Origin of the sequence: Embleya sp. NBC_00896 (assembly GCF_045207785.1) — a bacterium.
Taxonomy (GTDB): domain Bacteria; phylum Actinomycetota; class Actinomycetes; order Streptomycetales; family Streptomycetaceae; genus Embleya.
The window spans coordinates 685,933-701,259 of record NZ_CP108776.1 but is presented as its reverse complement, the minus strand read 5'-3'; the positions used below and the strand labels follow the sequence as shown (position 1 = coordinate 701,259).

14 protein-coding genes are annotated in these 15,327 nt (G+C 71.0%); 7 read left to right on the top strand and 7 right to left on the bottom strand.

Annotated elements, in window-relative coordinates:
- Window positions 1-191: 191 nt before the first annotated feature.
- Both OG928_RS03265 and OG928_RS03260 read left to right on the top strand, forming a co-directional pair.
- Window positions 192-1,727, top strand: coding sequence for an APC family permease (locus tag OG928_RS03265; RefSeq protein ID WP_406278893.1), 1,536 nt, complete (start codon window positions 192-194; stop codon window positions 1,725-1,727).
- Window positions 1,724-3,406 carry an amidohydrolase gene (locus OG928_RS03260; protein ID WP_406278890.1) on the top strand — a complete coding sequence of 561 codons (1,683 nt, stop codon included), beginning with the start codon at window positions 1,724-1,726 and terminating at the stop codon, window positions 3,404-3,406. The genes OG928_RS03265 and OG928_RS03260 overlap by 4 nt, the downstream gene beginning before the upstream one ends.
- A 124-nt stretch (window positions 3,407-3,530) precedes the next feature.
- Here the strand turns inward: OG928_RS03260 and OG928_RS03255 are convergent, their stop codons facing one another.
- Both OG928_RS03255 and OG928_RS03250 read right to left on the bottom strand, forming a co-directional pair.
- The gene (locus OG928_RS03255) at window positions 3,531-3,647 is read right to left on the bottom strand and encodes a DUF397 domain-containing protein (RefSeq protein ID WP_406278887.1); all 117 of its coding nucleotides are present in this window, start codon (window positions 3,645-3,647) and stop codon (window positions 3,531-3,533) included.
- A gap of 37 nt (window positions 3,648-3,684) precedes the next feature.
- Entirely contained in the window at window positions 3,685-4,578 is an 894-nt protein-coding gene (locus OG928_RS03250) for a DUF5753 domain-containing protein (RefSeq protein WP_406278884.1), read from the bottom strand.
- 90 nt (window positions 4,579-4,668) lie between these two features.
- Between OG928_RS03250 and OG928_RS03245 the strand changes: the two genes are divergently transcribed.
- Entirely contained in the window at window positions 4,669-5,421 is a 753-nt protein-coding gene (locus tag OG928_RS03245) for an aldo/keto reductase (RefSeq protein ID WP_406278881.1), read from the top strand.
- Window positions 5,422-5,564: 143 nt separating this feature from the next.
- On the opposite strand, the gene OG928_RS03240 is transcribed toward OG928_RS03245, so the two are convergent.
- Window positions 5,565-6,056, bottom strand: coding sequence for a nuclear transport factor 2 family protein (locus OG928_RS03240; RefSeq protein ID WP_406290745.1), 492 nt, complete (start codon window positions 6,054-6,056; stop codon window positions 5,565-5,567).
- Between the two features lie 379 nt (window positions 6,057-6,435).
- On the opposite strand from OG928_RS03240, the gene OG928_RS03235 reads away from it, so the two are divergent.
- Window positions 6,436-7,431, top strand: a complete 996-nt coding sequence (locus OG928_RS03235) for a helix-turn-helix transcriptional regulator (RefSeq protein ID WP_406278878.1) — start codon at window positions 6,436-6,438, stop codon at window positions 7,429-7,431.
- Between the two features lie 25 nt (window positions 7,432-7,456).
- On the opposite strand, the gene OG928_RS03230 is transcribed toward OG928_RS03235, so the two are convergent.
- On the bottom strand, window positions 7,457-7,945 hold the full coding sequence (locus tag OG928_RS03230) for a GNAT family N-acetyltransferase (RefSeq protein WP_406278875.1): 489 nt from the start codon (window positions 7,943-7,945) through the stop codon (window positions 7,457-7,459).
- Between the two features lie 157 nt (window positions 7,946-8,102).
- Between OG928_RS03230 and OG928_RS03225 the strand changes: the two genes are divergently transcribed.
- Window positions 8,103-9,908, top strand: a complete 1,806-nt coding sequence (locus tag OG928_RS03225) for a serine/threonine-protein kinase (protein WP_406278872.1) — start codon at window positions 8,103-8,105, stop codon at window positions 9,906-9,908.
- A gap of 72 nt (window positions 9,909-9,980) precedes the next feature.
- On the opposite strand, the gene OG928_RS03220 is transcribed toward OG928_RS03225, so the two are convergent.
- Window positions 9,981-12,287 carry a WD40 repeat domain-containing serine/threonine protein kinase gene (locus OG928_RS03220; RefSeq protein WP_406278869.1) on the bottom strand — a complete coding sequence of 769 codons (2,307 nt, stop codon included), beginning with the start codon at window positions 12,285-12,287 and terminating at the stop codon, window positions 9,981-9,983.
- Window positions 12,288-12,543: 256 nt separating this feature from the next.
- Window positions 12,544-12,675, bottom strand: a complete 132-nt coding sequence (locus OG928_RS03215) for a hypothetical protein (protein WP_406278866.1) — start codon at window positions 12,673-12,675, stop codon at window positions 12,544-12,546.
- Between the two features lie 75 nt (window positions 12,676-12,750).
- Between OG928_RS03215 and OG928_RS03210 the strand changes: the two genes are divergently transcribed.
- Window positions 12,751-12,897: a hypothetical protein gene (locus tag OG928_RS03210; RefSeq protein WP_406278863.1), complete on the top strand. Its 147-nt coding sequence runs from the start codon at window positions 12,751-12,753 to the stop codon at window positions 12,895-12,897.
- Between the two features lie 76 nt (window positions 12,898-12,973).
- Here OG928_RS03210 and OG928_RS03205 read toward each other — a convergent pair whose 3' ends face one another.
- Complete coding sequence (locus OG928_RS03205; protein ID WP_406278860.1) at window positions 12,974-13,822, bottom strand: alpha/beta fold hydrolase; 849 nt, start codon at window positions 13,820-13,822, stop codon at window positions 12,974-12,976.
- Window positions 13,823-14,044: 222 nt separating this feature from the next.
- Between OG928_RS03205 and OG928_RS03200 the strand changes: the two genes are divergently transcribed.
- Window positions 14,045-14,806 (top strand): group II truncated hemoglobin, encoded by a 762-nt coding sequence (locus tag OG928_RS03200; RefSeq protein WP_406278857.1) that lies wholly within the window; start codon window positions 14,045-14,047, stop codon window positions 14,804-14,806.
- The last annotated feature ends 521 nt before the right edge of the window (window positions 14,807-15,327 follow it).

Here is a 15,327-nt window from a genome sequence, read left to right as displayed (position 1 = left end):
CCTGACCCGACTTGGTCGGTCGGCGCCGGCGACGCTCACCCACAATGCGATCCACTCGATCCTCCACTGCTCGTCCGCTCGTCCGCCCGGCTTCCCGCTCCACCTTATGTCAACACCATTGACGTAATTCTGACGCAGGTTGTTTCATCGGCGTCCACCCACTGTCAGCCCACGCCTCCCTTGGAGCGCCGATGTCCACGAACCTGCCGCGGGACGACCACCCGCCCGAGCTGCGCAAGTCGCTCGGCGTCATCGACGGCATCGCGGTCGCCGCGTCGAGCACCGCCGCCACCACGAGCATCGGCGTCGGCATGGGCAGCCTGGCCGCCACCGTCGGGCTGGCCACGCCCGCGATCATCCTGATCGCCTTCCTGCCGATGCTCGGCATCGCCGGCGCCTACGCCCGGCTGAACCGGGTCGAGCAGAACTGCGGCAGCGGCTACGTGTGGGTCGGCAAGTCGATCGGCCCGTGGTCCGGCTTCCTGACCGGCTGGGTCGCCCTCGCGGGCTCGATCATCTTCCTCGCATACACCAGCGCGATCACCGGCTCGGTGCTGCTGCAATTCGCCAACAAGGCGGGTTGGCACGACTTCGTCGGTGTCGCCCTCGACCCGAACTCGACCAAGCTGAGCACGATCCTGGGCCTGGTCGTCCTCGTGGTGGTCACCGTGCTCGCGATCACCGGCGTGCACCAGGCCACCCGGCTGCAGACGTACCTGCTCGTCTTCGAGTACGCCGTGTTGCTGGTGTTCTGCGTGTGGGCGATCGCCTCCGGCGACCAGCCGTTCTCGTTCTCGTGGTTCAACCCGTTCGAGATCGACTCGGCGTCGGGCTTCGCCCAGGGCCTGGTGCTCGCGGTGTTCTTCTTCTGGGGTTGGGACGCGGCGTTCAGCGTCACCGAGGAGACCAAGAACCCCGAGGACTCGGCGCGCGGCGGCCTGATCGCGCTGTTCGTGATGCTGGGCATGTTCCTGCTCGGCGCGATCGCCTTCCAGCGCGTGATGACCGCCCCCGAGATGGCCGAGAACGGCCCGCAGGGCCTGACCTTCCTGGGCGCGCACCTCGCCGCCGACCCGTGGGCGAGCCTGCCGCTGCTGGCGCTGATCTTCTCCGCAGTCGCGTCGCTCCAGTCCGGCGTCATCCCCACCGCGCGCGGCATGCTGGCGATGGGCCGCGACCAGACGCTCGGCAAGGTGTGGACCCGGATCCACCCGACCTTCGGCTCGCCCGCGATCGGCACGGTGCTGATCATGGCGATCGCCGCCGGCACGGCCGTGCTCGCGATCGGCATCCCCAAGCTCAACGACATGATCCTGGCCGCGGTCAACTCGATCGGTCTGATCGTGGCGTTCTACTACGGCCTCACCGCGATCGCGTGCGCCGTGCGCTTTTGGCCGACCATGCGAACCGACCCGCGCGAGGGCTTCCGCGCCGTCGTGATTCCGGGTGTGAGCGGTCTCTCGCTGCTCGGGGTGGGGGCCTACCTGGCGTACGACTACCTCACGATGAGTGACAGCTTCGAACTCAGCCCGGACAACGGCTGGTTCATGTTCTCGGTCCCGATGGCGGTGATCCTGAGCGGACTGGCGTTCGCCGCGTACGCGAAGTACGTGCGCAAGTCGCCGTACTTCGTGACCGGTCAGGGCACCGACGGCGACGCGATCGAGCTCCCGATGGACCGCTTCAACGACACCGAAGACTTCAACGCGTTCAAGGGACGGGTATGAGCACCGCCACCACCACTTCCGCCACCTCCACCGCAGCCGGTTCCTCCGGGTTCGCCGATGTGGTCTTCACCGGTGGGTCCGTGTACACGGTCGACGCCGCGCGCAGCCGGGCCTCCTCGGTGGCGGTACGCGACGGGCGGATCGTCGCCGTCGGGCACGACGAGCTCCGCGAGCTGATCGGCGCCCGGACCGAGGTCGTGGACCTCGCCGGCAAGCTGCTGATCCCCGGCTTCCAGGACGCGCACGTGCACCCCGTGGGTGGCGGCACCGAGATGGGTCAGTGCGACCTGTCCGAGCACGAGACGCTCGCGGAGTACCGGCAGACCGTGCGCGCGTACGCCGACGCCAACCCGGACGCCGAGTGGATCACCGGCGGCGGCTGGTCGATGGAGGCGTTCCCGGGCGGCCTGCCGCACCGGTCGATGCTCGACGAGATCGTCCCGGACCGCCCCGTGTACCTGCCCAACCGCGACCACCACGGCGCGTGGGCGAACAGCCTCGCGCTGCGCCTCGCGGGCATCACGCGCGACACCCCGGACCCGGCCGACGGCCGGATCGAGCGCGACGCGGACGGCGAGCCGACCGGCGTGCTCCAGGAGGGCGCGGCCGACCTGGTGGGCCGGCTGCTGCCCAAGGTGACCGCCGAGGACCAGCTCCAAGGGCTCTTGCGCGCGCAGAAGCTGCTGCACTCGCTGGGCGTCACGGCCTGGCAGGACGCGCTGCTCGGCGCGCACGCGAACATCACCGACGCGACGACGGCGTACCTGACGGCGGTGGACCGCGGGCTGCTGACCGCGCGCGTGGTCGGCTCGCTGTGGTGGGAGCGCGATCGCGGCGTCGAACAGATCGAGGACCTGATCGCGCGGCGGGCGGCGGGCACGCGCGGGCGGATCTCGTGCACGACCGTCAAGATCATGCAGGACGGGATCGCGGAGAACTTCACCGCCGCGATGCTGAGTCCCTACCTGACCTCGTGCGGGTGCGCGTCGGACAACAGCGGGATCAGCTTCATCGACCCCGAGGCGCTGGCCACGTACGTCACCGCCCTGGACGCGCACGACTTCCAGGTGCACTTCCACGCGCTGGGCGACCGCGCGGTCCGGGAGGCGCTGGACGCGGTCGCGGCGATGCGGGCGGCGAACGGGTGGAGGGACACCCGACCGCACCTGGCGCACCTGCAGGTGGTGCACCCGGCCGACGTCGCCCGATTCCGGGCCTTGGGCGCGAGCGCGAACATGCAGCCGCTGTGGGCCGCGCACGAGCCGCAGATGGACACCTTGACGATCCCGTTCCTGGGCGCGGAACGGGCCGCGTGGCAGTACCCGTTCGGCGACCTGGCCCGCAGCGGCGCGACGCTGGCCGCGGGCAGCGACTGGCCGGTGTCGAGCCCGGACCCGCTCCAGGGCATCCACGTCGCGGTCAATCGCCAGACCTTCGGCGAGGACGCCCCCGTCTTCTTCCCGGAGCAGCGCCTCGACCTGCGCACGGCGCTCGCGGCGTACACGGCGGGCAGCGCGTACGTGAACCACCTCGACGACACCGGCAGCATCGCCGTGGGCAAGCACGCCGACCTCGTGGTCCTCGACCGCGACCCGTTCGCGGCGCCGACGGCGGAGATCGGCGCGACGCGGGTGCTGGAGACGTTCGTGGCGGGGGAGCGGGTGTACGCGGCGGAGTAGGCGCGGTGGTCCGGGCGAGGACCTGACGCGGCCTCAGGGGCGGTCACCCACGTGGGTGACCGCGCCCCCGAGGCTGTGGCGCCGAGTGGGATGTCGGCCCCATGGAACACGGCCATGCCGTGCTTCAGCGTGAGACTTCTGCCAGGAACCGAGTCCACGCGGCTCGTTCGATGAGCACGGCCAATGCGGGGGACTTGCTGTCCCGAAGCCCTGTGGTTCGGCCGAGAATGGTGGCCTCCACGCAGTTTCGTTGTTCAGTTACGAAGACCTACGTCAGTTCACAAGCGGGTCTCGATCGCTACGCACGCTTCTCGCCTCATCCTGTCGACCAACTCCAGCGATGCCGCCGGATCGAGGGCGACGGTTGCCAGGCGATCGAAGATCAGTTCCAAGTCGGCGGTGTCGTTTGGGCTGGTCATCAGGACCGATCCCGGCCGGCCCTCGATCCACGCCACCATCCTGCCCGGGAGCATGTCCAGAAGGTAGAGCGGGACCGATTCGACGATGGGCGCCGACGTGGTCAGGACTTGGATGCGGACGTGTTCATAGCGGGTCACGATTCCCAGCAGGTGGTCGAGCTGCTCGGCCATGGTCGCGAGACCACCCACCGGGCGCTGTAGGGCAACTTCGGGAATGATGAACGATGTTGGCAGGTCTCGGGAAAGAAGGCGCTGAGAGCGCTCCAAGCGCAGCCGTTGACGTTCGTAGGCGGCGGTGAGGGTGAGCGTGGGTTTGTTCATATACGCGTTCGCCAAAGCGTAGTTCGGACTCTGGAGCAGCCCGGGAACAACCTGCGGTTCGTACGAGCGGATCGAGAGCGAGTCGGCCTCCAAATCCATGAGGCGGCGCAGTCGTTCGGGCCCCTCGTCGAAAAGCCGAGTGCAGTCGTCGTGGGGTTCGCCGTTGGGCGCCGTGCCGGGTGCCACGAATCCCAACATTGCGACAGGACACCCGAAGAGCGCCTCCAGGACCCGTCGCGCCTCAGGGTGTGGCCAAGGCGGCGACGCGGTCTCCCAGCGGCGAACCTGCCTGACGGAGATGGAGGTACGACAACCCAGGGCGCGTGCGGCGTCGTCATAGGCGGCGGCAAACGCCTCCTGGCTATAGAGCTGGAGCGCGTGTCGTGCACGAACCAGTGCCGGGTTGGCGGGCGGTGTTTTCGGATGCTTCATGAAGACCCCCGAGGTCATTCGTATTCCGGCGCCCACCGTAGCGATTCGGGCATATCGCACACGGCTTTCGTAATTAATCATCCTGTTCGCGTGGCGCGGGGACCGCGGCTTCTCGGACGCGGCCACTACGAGGAGTTCCGTGGCCGGGCCCGTCGACGTGCGTGGCTATCCGGCGACGTCCCGCGAGCGCCTCGGGGTCGACCAATCGACCTGTACTACCTGCACCGCGTCGACCCGGACGTGCCGATCGAGGAGAGCGTCGGCGCGATGGCGGAGCTGGTGGCCGAGGGCAAGGTGCGGTTCCTGGGACTGTCCGAGGCCGACGGCGAGCAGTTGGTGCGGGCCGACGCGACCCATCCGATCAGCGCGCTGCAGTCGGAATGGTCGTTGTGGTGGCGGGAGTTGGAGGACGACGTGGTCCCCACGGCCCGGCGGCTCGGGATCGGTCTGGTGCCGTTCAGCCCGCTCGGGCGGGGCTTTTTGACCGGCAAGGTGGACACGACCGCGTTGGCCGCGAACGACTTCCGACACAACGATCCGCGTTTCCAGGGCGCGAGCCTGGAACGCAATCGGGCGATCGTCGCGGCGGTCCGCGAGATCGCCGCGGAACGCGACGCGGAGCCGGGCCCGCTCGCGTTGGCCTGGCTGCTGGCCCAGGGCGACGACGTCGTCCCGATCCCGGGCACGCGCAACGCCGCGCGGCTGGCCGAGAACGCGGCCGCGACGGCGATCGAACTCTCGCCCGCCGACCTGGCCCGCCTGGAGGCCGCCGCCCCACGCTCGGCATGGGTCGGCGACCGGCACGCGTTCGGGGCGGGCATGACCGCCCGGACCGAGACGTGAGCGCGGCCCGGACCGAGACGTGAGCGCGGCCCGGACCGCGCTGCGGGCGCGGACCGGGCCACGGGCGCCGACACCGTCACCGTCACCGAGTGGGTCGGCCTGAAGCTCGGATCAGGCGGCCGGTTGCGGCCGGTTGCGGCCGATCAGGCGTCGGCGGTGTGGGCCTGGGCCACGGAGAGGCTGTCCTCGTACACGTGGTAGCGGGTGATGTGGCCGGCTTCGACGGTGATGTGGACCGCGCAGTGGGCCGTGTACGGCTTGCCGGTGGGCTTCGCGGTGTGGCGGAGTTCGGCCAGGACCACCGCGTGTGGGCCCTCGACGACGGTGTGCGGCGGGGAGCCGGGTGCGGGGTCCGGGTGCGGGGTGTGTACGGCGGCGAGCTCGCGGAAGTGGGCGGCCACCTCGGCGCGGGTCGAGCGCGGGCGGATCCAGGGGGTCGCGGGGTGGCCGTCGGCCGGCCAGTCGAGCCGCCAGTCCACCTTCTCGGCGAACAGCTCGGCGACGTGCTCCGGGTCGCCGCCGACCAGTCGGCGCAGGAATTCGTCGACGACGGCGCGGGTGCCTGGCGTCGGGTCGGTCGCGACCGCGAGTTGGACGTCGTGCCGGATCCGGCCGTCCTCGGCCAGGACCACCATGATCTGCCCGGTCCACGCGATGTCGCCGCCGGCGGCCGGCCGCATGTGTGTCCTGAAGCTGATCGTTTCGCCGTCCGCGACCGCGTCGCCGGCCGACTGGAAGACGAACCCGCCCTCGTGGACCAGCTGTTCGTACGCGGAGGTGACCCGTGCCGTCAACGCGTCGTGTCCGCTGTGCCGGGCGGTGCCGACGAATTCGATGCCGTCCTCGGCCCACAACGCCTCGACGGCGGCCCGGCGTGCGACCGGGTCGGACTCGTTCCATACGGCGACGTAGCAGTCCACGAATGCGTTGATGGTGTCGATGTCGTTCATGGTCGGGACCGTAATCGCGATCCACTGACACCTACTGTCAGTGGATTCGGGCAGACTCGGGTCCATGCGGGCGAGTCGGCTGGTGTCCATCCTGTTGTTGTTGCAGACCCGGGGGCGGCTGACCGCCCAGGAGATCGCGGACACGCTGGAGGTGTCGGTCCGGACGATCTACCGCGACATGGAGTCGCTCGGCGCGGCCGGCGTGCCGGTGTACGCGGATCCGGGCCATCGCGGCGGATACGAACTGCTCGACGGATATCGGACCCGGCTGACCGGCCTGACCGCCGGCGAGGCCGAGTCGCTGTTCCTGACCGGGCTGCCGACGGCCGCCGCCGACCTGGGCCTGGGATCGGTCGTGACCACCGCGCACCTGAAGCTGATGGCCGCGCTGCCGGCCGAACTGCGCGACCGCGCCGGCCGGATCGCCGAGTGCTTCCACCTGGACACGCCGACCTGGTACGGCGCCGACGAGCCCACCCCGCACCTGACCGCGGTCGCGGACGCGGTGTGGAACCGACGCCGGGTGCGGATCCGCTATCTGCGCTGGGCCGAACCGCACGAGACGACCCGCGTCGTAGACCCCTACGGGGTCGTGCTCAAGGCGGGCGCGTGGTACCTGGTGGCCGCGCACACGGGCCCCGACCTGCCCGGGCACGTGGACCGGCTCCGGACGTACCGCGTGTCGCGGATCCTGGATCTGGAGGTCCGTCCCGAGGTGTTCGAGCGGCCGGCCGACTTCGAACTGGGGCGTCATTGGCAGGAGTACCTGGTCCGGTTCGACCGTCGCCGATACCGCGCGTCGGCCACGGTCCGAATGTCACCGACCGCCGTCGGCCGGCTGGTGGACCTGGTGGAGCCGACGGTCGCCCGCGCCGCGCGGGAGAGCGCGTCCGCGCCCGATCCGGCCGGGTGGGTGGAGGTGGTCATCCCGATCGAGTCGGTCGACGGGGCGGTCAAGAGCCTGCTGGTGTTCGGCCCGGAAGTGGAGGTGGTCGGCCCGGCGGACCTGCGCGCGCGGATGGCCGAGACGGTGCGGGCGATGGGTCGGGTGTACGGGTGACGAACGCGCGGCCGGCGTGCGGGCCTCAGCTCAGGTCGCGGGCCCAGGCGACCTCGCGGTCGAGTTGGCCGGTGCTGCGGAACAGGGTGACCTGGTGGGTGTCGGCGAGCACGTCCGCGAGGTGCGCGCGGTCGGCCGGTTCGAAGCCCAACTTCCGCCAGAACGGCCCCGATCGGCGACTGAACAGCCACGCGCGGCGGGCACCGGCGTCGGCGGCGCGGTCGAGCGCGTACCGAGCCAGATCCATGCCCAGGCCCTGTCCGCGCGCGGCGTGATCCACCGCGACGCTGCGGATCAGCGCGTGCTCGCCCCCGGCGGACAACTCGTACCCGGTGCTGCCGCGAACGGTTCCGGCCGCGTCGCGCAGCAGCCACAGGCGAACCGTCGGCGCGTCCAGGCCGCTGAGCGTGAGGTCCGCGCGAACCAGGAAGTCGTGCAGGCCCGGAAGATCGGCGGCGGTCGACGGCGCGAGGGCAAGGGCGTCCGCGGTCGCGGCGGAGTCCGTGGCGTCCATGCCGACAATCCTATGAACCGGCCGCGTCCGCCAATCGTTCATCCGAGCGTTCGGAGCCGACCATGTGGTCTACCGTTCTCGCGTGGATCCGCTCATTGCCGAAGACCCTTCTCACATTGGGCCGTACCGCCTGATCGCCCGCTTGGGTGCGGGCGGCATGGGACGCGTCTATCTCGCCAGGTCCGAGGGCGGGCGCACCGTCGCGGTCAAGGTCGTGCACGCCGAGTACGCCCGGCACCCCGAGTTCCGCAGGCGGTTCGGGCGCGAGGTGAACGCGGCGCGGCGGGTCGGTGGGGAGTGGACGGCGGCTGTCCTCGACGCCGATACCGAGGCTCCGGTGCCGTGGGTCGCGACGCAGTATGTTCCGGGCCCGTCGCTTTACGACGTCGTGGCCGAGGACTTCGGGGCCCTGCCCGAGCACTCGGTGCGGGTGCTCGGCAATCGGCTCGCACTCGCCTTGACGGCCATTCACGACGCCGGGCTGATCCACCGAGACCTCAAGCCGTCGAACGTCCTGGTCACCGTGGACGGCCCGCGCGTCATCGATTTCGGCATCGTACGCGCGCTCGACACCCTTGCCGACAGCCTGCAGACCCGCACCGGCGTGATCATCGGATCTCCCGGCTTCATGGCACCCGAGCAGGTGCGCGGGCTCGATGTCACGCCGGCCGGTGACGTGTTTTGCCTCGGGGCCGTCCTCGCCTACGCGGCCACCGGGCGACCGCCGTTCGCCGGCAACGGCAATGGGCTGCACGCGCAGTTGTACCGGGTCGCGGCGGAAGAGCCCGACCTGGAAGGCGTGCCGCACGTTCTGCTCGATCTCATCCGGGACTGCCTGGAGAAGGACCCGGCCCGCCGACCCACGCCACCAGAGGTGGCCGCCCGCACCGGAACGGACCATGTGGAGCTTTGGCTGCCTGCCCGGGTTTTGGGGCAACTGGGTCGACACGCGGCGCAGTTGCTGGACTTCGATCCGGCCGGGCCGCCCACGCCGACGCCGACGCCGCCGGACACGGAACCCACGCAGGTCGTGCCGCCGACACCCACGCCGCCGATGCCCGCGCCACCCATGCCCGCGTCGCCCCCGTTGTCACCGGTGATGCCTACGCGGGCCCGGCGTCGGCGTCGCACCCGGGCCGTCCTCCTCGCCGCTCTGGTCGTCGCGGTCATCGCCGCCGGCGCCGGGCTGATCGCGCTCGGTCCGTCGAAGAAGGAGAAGCGCCGAGTCGTGCCGAACGCCTTCGTCGGTACGTGGGAGGGGCACCTGAGCGACGCGACGAAGCCGGGCGCGCAGGGCGTCAACCCCACGCGAATGCAGATCCGGGCGGGCGGTGGCGGCGACCGGGTCGCCGAATTCTCCTGGCTGGATCAGTCCCACCGCTGTACCTGGACCTACACCCTCGAGTCCACGGCCCAGGACTCCGAACGCGGGGTGCAGGAGGTCACGTTCGGAAACGGAAGGCTCAAGAGTTCCGCCCCCAAGGCCGCCCAGTGCCCGCCGTACCCGCGCTTCACCCTCGTGACCCGCACGGTGGACGACAGGCTCGACTTCTCCGGTGGGCACGAGGTCCAGTACATGAAGGCGCCGCCACCGGACACCACGCCGGTACCCGACGACTTCACGGGCCAATGGTTGGCGGAGGAGCCTTTCGGGGGGCCGGACTCCGACCGCTTGGCGTCCGTCCGGATCGACCCGGGCTCCGTCGGCACCAGCCCCGTCCTGCTCCAGTACGGAACGCAGGACGGGCGACGGTGTTACTACAGCGGAGAGGTGTTCTCCGTGAGGGCTGGTGTGCTTCACCTTGGCATAGCCGGCTTCGACCCCGGTATGAAGTCCGATCCCGGGTGTGCCCAGGAACGGAAGTCGCTCATGGGCACGACCACGAACAAGGACTACCTGGCGCTCCGGGCGACCGTACTGGGGCCTGAGGGGGCGACGCAGCTGCGCCGCGTTTCCCGCTGAGCCCGGCGCGCCATCGCGCGAAGGCGCGAGGCTCCCAACGCCCCGCCGTGCCCGTCATGCGCGGTGCGATGGTCATGGGCGGACAGGGATTCCCCAGAGCGTCACGGTGCCGCCGGAACCCGCAGTTGCCAGGGTGCGGCCGTCGGGACTGAACGCCACACAGCAGATCTTCTTGGTATGGCTGTCCAGGGGTTGGCCGATTTGTCGATGGCTTGCCACGTCCCACAAGCGGACGTTTCCGTTCCCGCTCCCGCTCCCGGTCGCCAGGGTGCGGCCGTCGGGACTGTACGCCAGGCTCGACAAGTTGGCGATGTCGAGGAGGCCGCGTTCCTGCTGGGTCGCCACGTCCCACAGCCGCGCGCCGTCCGAACTCCCGGCGGCCAGCGTGCGGCCGTCGGGGCTGAAGGCCACGAAACGGTCGGCGCGAAGCCGGCCGACCTGTCGGCGGGTCGCCACATCCCACAGCCTCGCGGTGCCGTCGCCGCCGCCCGTGGCCAGGGTGCGGCCGTCGGGGCTGAACGCCAGACTCCAGATCGCCTCGGTGTGCCCGGTCAGGGGTTCCCCGATCTGCCGGCGGCTCGCCGCGTCCCACAGCACGACCGCGCCGTCGTCGGCACCGGCGGCGAGCGTGTGGCCGTCCGGGCTGAACGCCACTGCCCCCCAACGGCGTTCCGGGGCCGGCACGGTCCAGTTGCCGTCCACGTCTTTGAGGTGTCCGAAGAGAGGTTCGCCGATCTGCCCGTGGTCGGCCACATTCCACAGCCTGACGGTGCCGTCCGAGTTGCCACTGGCCATGGTCCGGCTGTCGGGGCTGAACACCACAGTCGAAGCCATGATTTCGAACACCGGATTCGCGCTCATGTCGATAGGCGTTCGAATCTGCGCGTGGAAGCTCGTGTCCCACAACTTGATGGTGCTGTCCGTGCCGCTGGTGACCATCTTCCGGCCGTCCGGGCTGAACGCCACTTCCAGGATTTCGTCGGTGTAGCCCCCTGCGGGCGCGCTCTGGACCGCCAGGACGGTGACCAGGCTGGGGGCAGGCTCGGGCGTGGGTGCAAGGCCGGCGTGGCCGGGCGTTGGAGTAGGACTGACGCCACTTCGGGACGCCGCCGGGCTGTCCGCCCGGCCCTGGGACAGCGGCGACACCGTCCAGGCCACGGCGCCGCCGACCACCGCGAGCCCGGTGACCGCACCGATGATCGACAAGCGCACGGCACGCCTGCGAGCCGGGCGGTCGCCGTCCCGGAGGACGGCATCCGAGGGCCGTGGGCGGACCGGACCACTCTGCGTCGGGACCATGGATGGATCGGGGTCGGGTTGGGGTGTGGCGGGGGTCGCCGCTCCCGCCGCCGGGTGTGGCGCCGACGTGCCGGGCGGCGCCGAGGGCGGAGGTGGCGGAGCAGGGTTCAGGCGGCCGTTCACCGCAGTCTCCGGCACCGGTCGGATGGCCGCCTCGTCGGCATCCGCGGGCGTCACCGAGTCCATTGCGGCGCGCATGCTGCCGGCGACCTGCACGATGGCCCGCGTCAGGGCCGACGGAAGCCAGTCGGAGCCGGCGCTGCCCCCGGTCGGCGCCGCGGGAAGCATGGCGCGGGCCTGGTGTGCGGTGGGGCGGGCGGCGGGATCCTTCGCGAGCGCCGCCATGACCACAGGGGCGAGCGTGGCGGGGAGGCCGTCGAGATCGGGTTCGCGCGTGGTCACGTTCGCGAACAGCACCGGCAGGCTGTCGCCGGGGAACGGCCGCCGCCCGGTGGCCGCATACGCCAGCGACACGGCGGCCGAGAACACGTCGCTCTCCGGCCCGACGTCGGAGCGCTCGAACTGCTCGGGCGACATGTAGCCCCAGGTGCCCACCGTCTGGGCGGTACGGGTCACCGCGGTGGCCCCGGCCAGTCGTGCGATGCCGAAGTCGATCACCTTGGGGCCGTCGGCGCCGAGGATCACGTTGGACGGCTTGATGTCCCGGTGCACCAGCCCGGGTGCGTGGACCCCCGTCAACGCGGTGAACAGGCCGACAGCCAGGTCGAGCAGCGACGCCTCGGGCAGCGGCCCGAAGCGCGCCACCGCGTCGTCGAGCGATACCCCCGGAATGAACTCGGTTGCCAGCCACGGAACTTCCGCATCCGGATCCGCGTCCACCACCGCCGCGGTGAACGCCGCGTCCACCGCCCGCGCGGCACCGACCTCCTGCGCGAACCTGCGCCGGAACTCGCCCCCGGCGCCGTCCTCCAGCAGATGTGGGTGCACCACCTTCACCGCCACCGCCGCACCGTCCGGGCCGCCGCTCAGATACACCCGGCCCATGCCCCCGGACCCCAGGCGCCGCAGCACCCTGAACGGTCCCATCCGCAGCGGGTCCCCCGCTTGCAACGGCTCCACGCCGCAACCACCTTCCCGGCCGAACCCACGCCCCCGACGGCCGGGTTTGCTCCCCTGACACACCAACCTTCTCCCACCGGCCTCACCCGCCTCAAGCCGCAGCGCCCGCAGCCTCCACCCGCAGGCCGTGCGCCACCGGTGACCGGATCATCGGCACCGACTTCCGCCGCGCGCCCCGCGTACCCCGCGAGGAGGTCCCGCACCGCTGTACGGGGATGAGCCGGCGGCGGTGGAGGACTCGCGCCATCGACACCCGCTAGCGCCGGCCGGGCTGTTCGTCGTGCGGTCGGAGGCCGAGCAGCGATGCGGTGAGGGAACGGACCGAGCCCGCCAGGCGCTCGGCGCCGCCGTGGTCGGTGATGTGTCGGACCAGGGCGGCGTCGAACATGCCCAGCAGGGTGTGCGCGAGGAAGTCGACGTCCAGGTCCGGGTGCGACCGCGCGAGCAGCCCGGTGATGTGGTCGTGCCAGCGCAGGTAGGTCGGGCCCTGGAGCGCGTCGCGGAGGCGGTCGCGGCGCTCGCGGGGCGGCGGGTGACGGGCAAGGCCGTGCTGGATGTACTGGGTGTACGGGATGTTCCGGAGGTGCGGACTCGGCGCGACCGGAGCTGACGATCGCGCGACGGGGCGGACGGCGGCCCGGTCGCCGGTCCCGGTCCGGGTCCGGGGCTCAGTTCCGGTCCGGGGCTCAGTTCCGGGCCTGGTCCCGGTGTCGGAGCAGGTGGCCGACGAGTGCCTCGATCGTCTCCTTCGGGTGGGTCATCAGGCCGGCGTGGGCGGCGTCCGGGATTCGGACGAACTCGGCGGTCGGGAGCAGGGCGGCGGCGGCCCGGCCGCCGGCCGGCGGGAAGTAGAGGTCGTGTTCGAACGCGGCGACCAGGACCGGGGCGGTGATCTCGGCGAGGGCGGCCATCCGACCCGGGTCGTGGATCCAGCCCGACGACGCCGCCGATTGACCGCACTCGCCCTCGGCGGAGGTCCACATCGCGCCCTGTGTGCCCGCGAGTTCGACCCACGTGGCGACCTGTTCGGGGTCGTCGCGGAGCACCGTCGGCGAGAGCCCGGTCAGGACGGTCAGGAGCGATCCGGTGGCCGGCGGGATGTGGCCGGTCGCGGCGATCAGTTCGGCCTCGGTGGCCAGGACCGCGGTCAGGAGCGGGGTCGCCGGGCCCGCGCCGGCCAGGAGTACGGCCGTGTGCACCAGGTCGGGGCGGGTGCGGGCGAGCAGCTCGGTGGTGAAGCTGCCCAGCGAGTAGCCGACCACGGAGGCGCGGGTGACCCCGAGCGCGTCCAGCAGGCCGGCGAGGTCTCCGGTCAGTTCCGCGATGGTGTACGGCGCCGGTGGCGCGGCCGAGGGGGCGACGCCGCGGGCGGCGTACGCGATCACCTCGAAGCCCGCGTGCACGAGCGCGTCGCGCAGCCCGGACAGCTCCCACGCCACGATCGGCATCCCGGTGCCGCCCGCCAGGACCACGGTCGGTCCCTCGCCGACTCGTTGGTACGCGATCCGTACGCCGTCGACCACGACCGAGTCCACGTGAACCTCCTGTTGTGCGTGCGTCGGAGCGTGTCGGTGCGCCCCGACGCCAAGGCCGCCACCCTGCCGCAGTTCGGCGGCGTAAGCCACTGTCACCCACTCGGATGGGAACGCGAATTCCCTTACGCGGTCGGCGAAATCCGGCCGTGGCGATGATCGAATCGAGCCCGATTCTGTCTACAGTGGGCGAGACCGACGCACCATCTGCCACGGGGGCTGCCCATGATCGTCGAATACATCCGCTACACGATCGCCGAATCGTCGAGCGCGGAATTCGAGGCCGCCTACGTGCGCGCGGCCGAGTCGCTCGCGGCCGCGCCGGAGTGTGTGGACTACGAGCTGAGCCGGTGTACGGAGGAACCGTCCGCCTACATCCTGCGGATTCGCTGGAAGTCCGCCGAGGCGCACCTCGAGGGCTTCCGCAAGGGCCCGCACTTCGCCGCCTTCTTCGCCGCCATCCGGCCGTACGTGGCGTCGATCGAGGAGATGCGGCACTACGCCGTGACCGGCGTGGTCGGCCGCGGCGGTTCGACGCCGACGCTGTACGAGTGGGCCGGCGGCGCGCCCGCGTTCGAGCGGCTGTTCTCGACCTTCTACGAGCGCGTGCTCAAGGACGAGATCCTGGCCCCGGTGTTCGCGGGCATGGACTCGCACCACGCCGAGCACGTCGCGGTCTGGCTGGGTGAGGTCTTCGGCGGCCCGGCCGGCTACAGCACCGAGCTGGGCGGCCACAGCCACATGGCGTCCCGGCACCTGGGCCGCGGCATCACCGAGACGCAGCGCCGCCGGTGGGTGGCCCTGCTCCTGGAGACGGCCGACGACGTGGGCCTGCCGGCCGACCCGGAGTTCCGCGGCGTCCTGGCCTACTACCTCGAGTGGGGCACCCGGATGGCGATCATGTACTCCGGCCCCAACCCGCCGCCGCTGCCCCAGACGCCGATGCCGCGCTGGGACTGGGGCCAGACCCCGCCCTACACCGGCTGAAGACACGCCCCCACCGGGGACCGCGACCGCCCGTGAGCGAGACAAGCCGCAAGGCCGCTCACGGGCGTTGCCGCGTTCGGTGGGCATTGCGAGGTATGTGAGGAAGCGGTGGGAGATCGCCCGAGCTACGCGCGTCGCTTCGGCATCGATTCGGTTGACGTCCCTTCAAGGCACTCGCAAATGCGGCCGATCGGGCGAAGTTCTTGGCAAACCCAAAATCTGGGTAATGGGATCCACTCCCCTTGGCAAGGAATCCCACTACGGCCCAACCGCCCCTCGTCCCGCACATCGTTGACACGGCAGCATCTGCGGCGTCGATGTCACTCGTGACAACTCCGTCACATGGAGGAACCAACACGTGAAGAGAAATACTCTCGTCGCGTTCGCGGCCGCCACGACTCTGGTGGGCGGGCTACTGACCCTCGCCCCACCGGCCTTGGCGGACGACTCGCCGGAACCCCTGGCCGAGTCCTCGTCCACGCCCATCGCCTGGAAGAACTGCGGTAGTGCGAACTACCCCA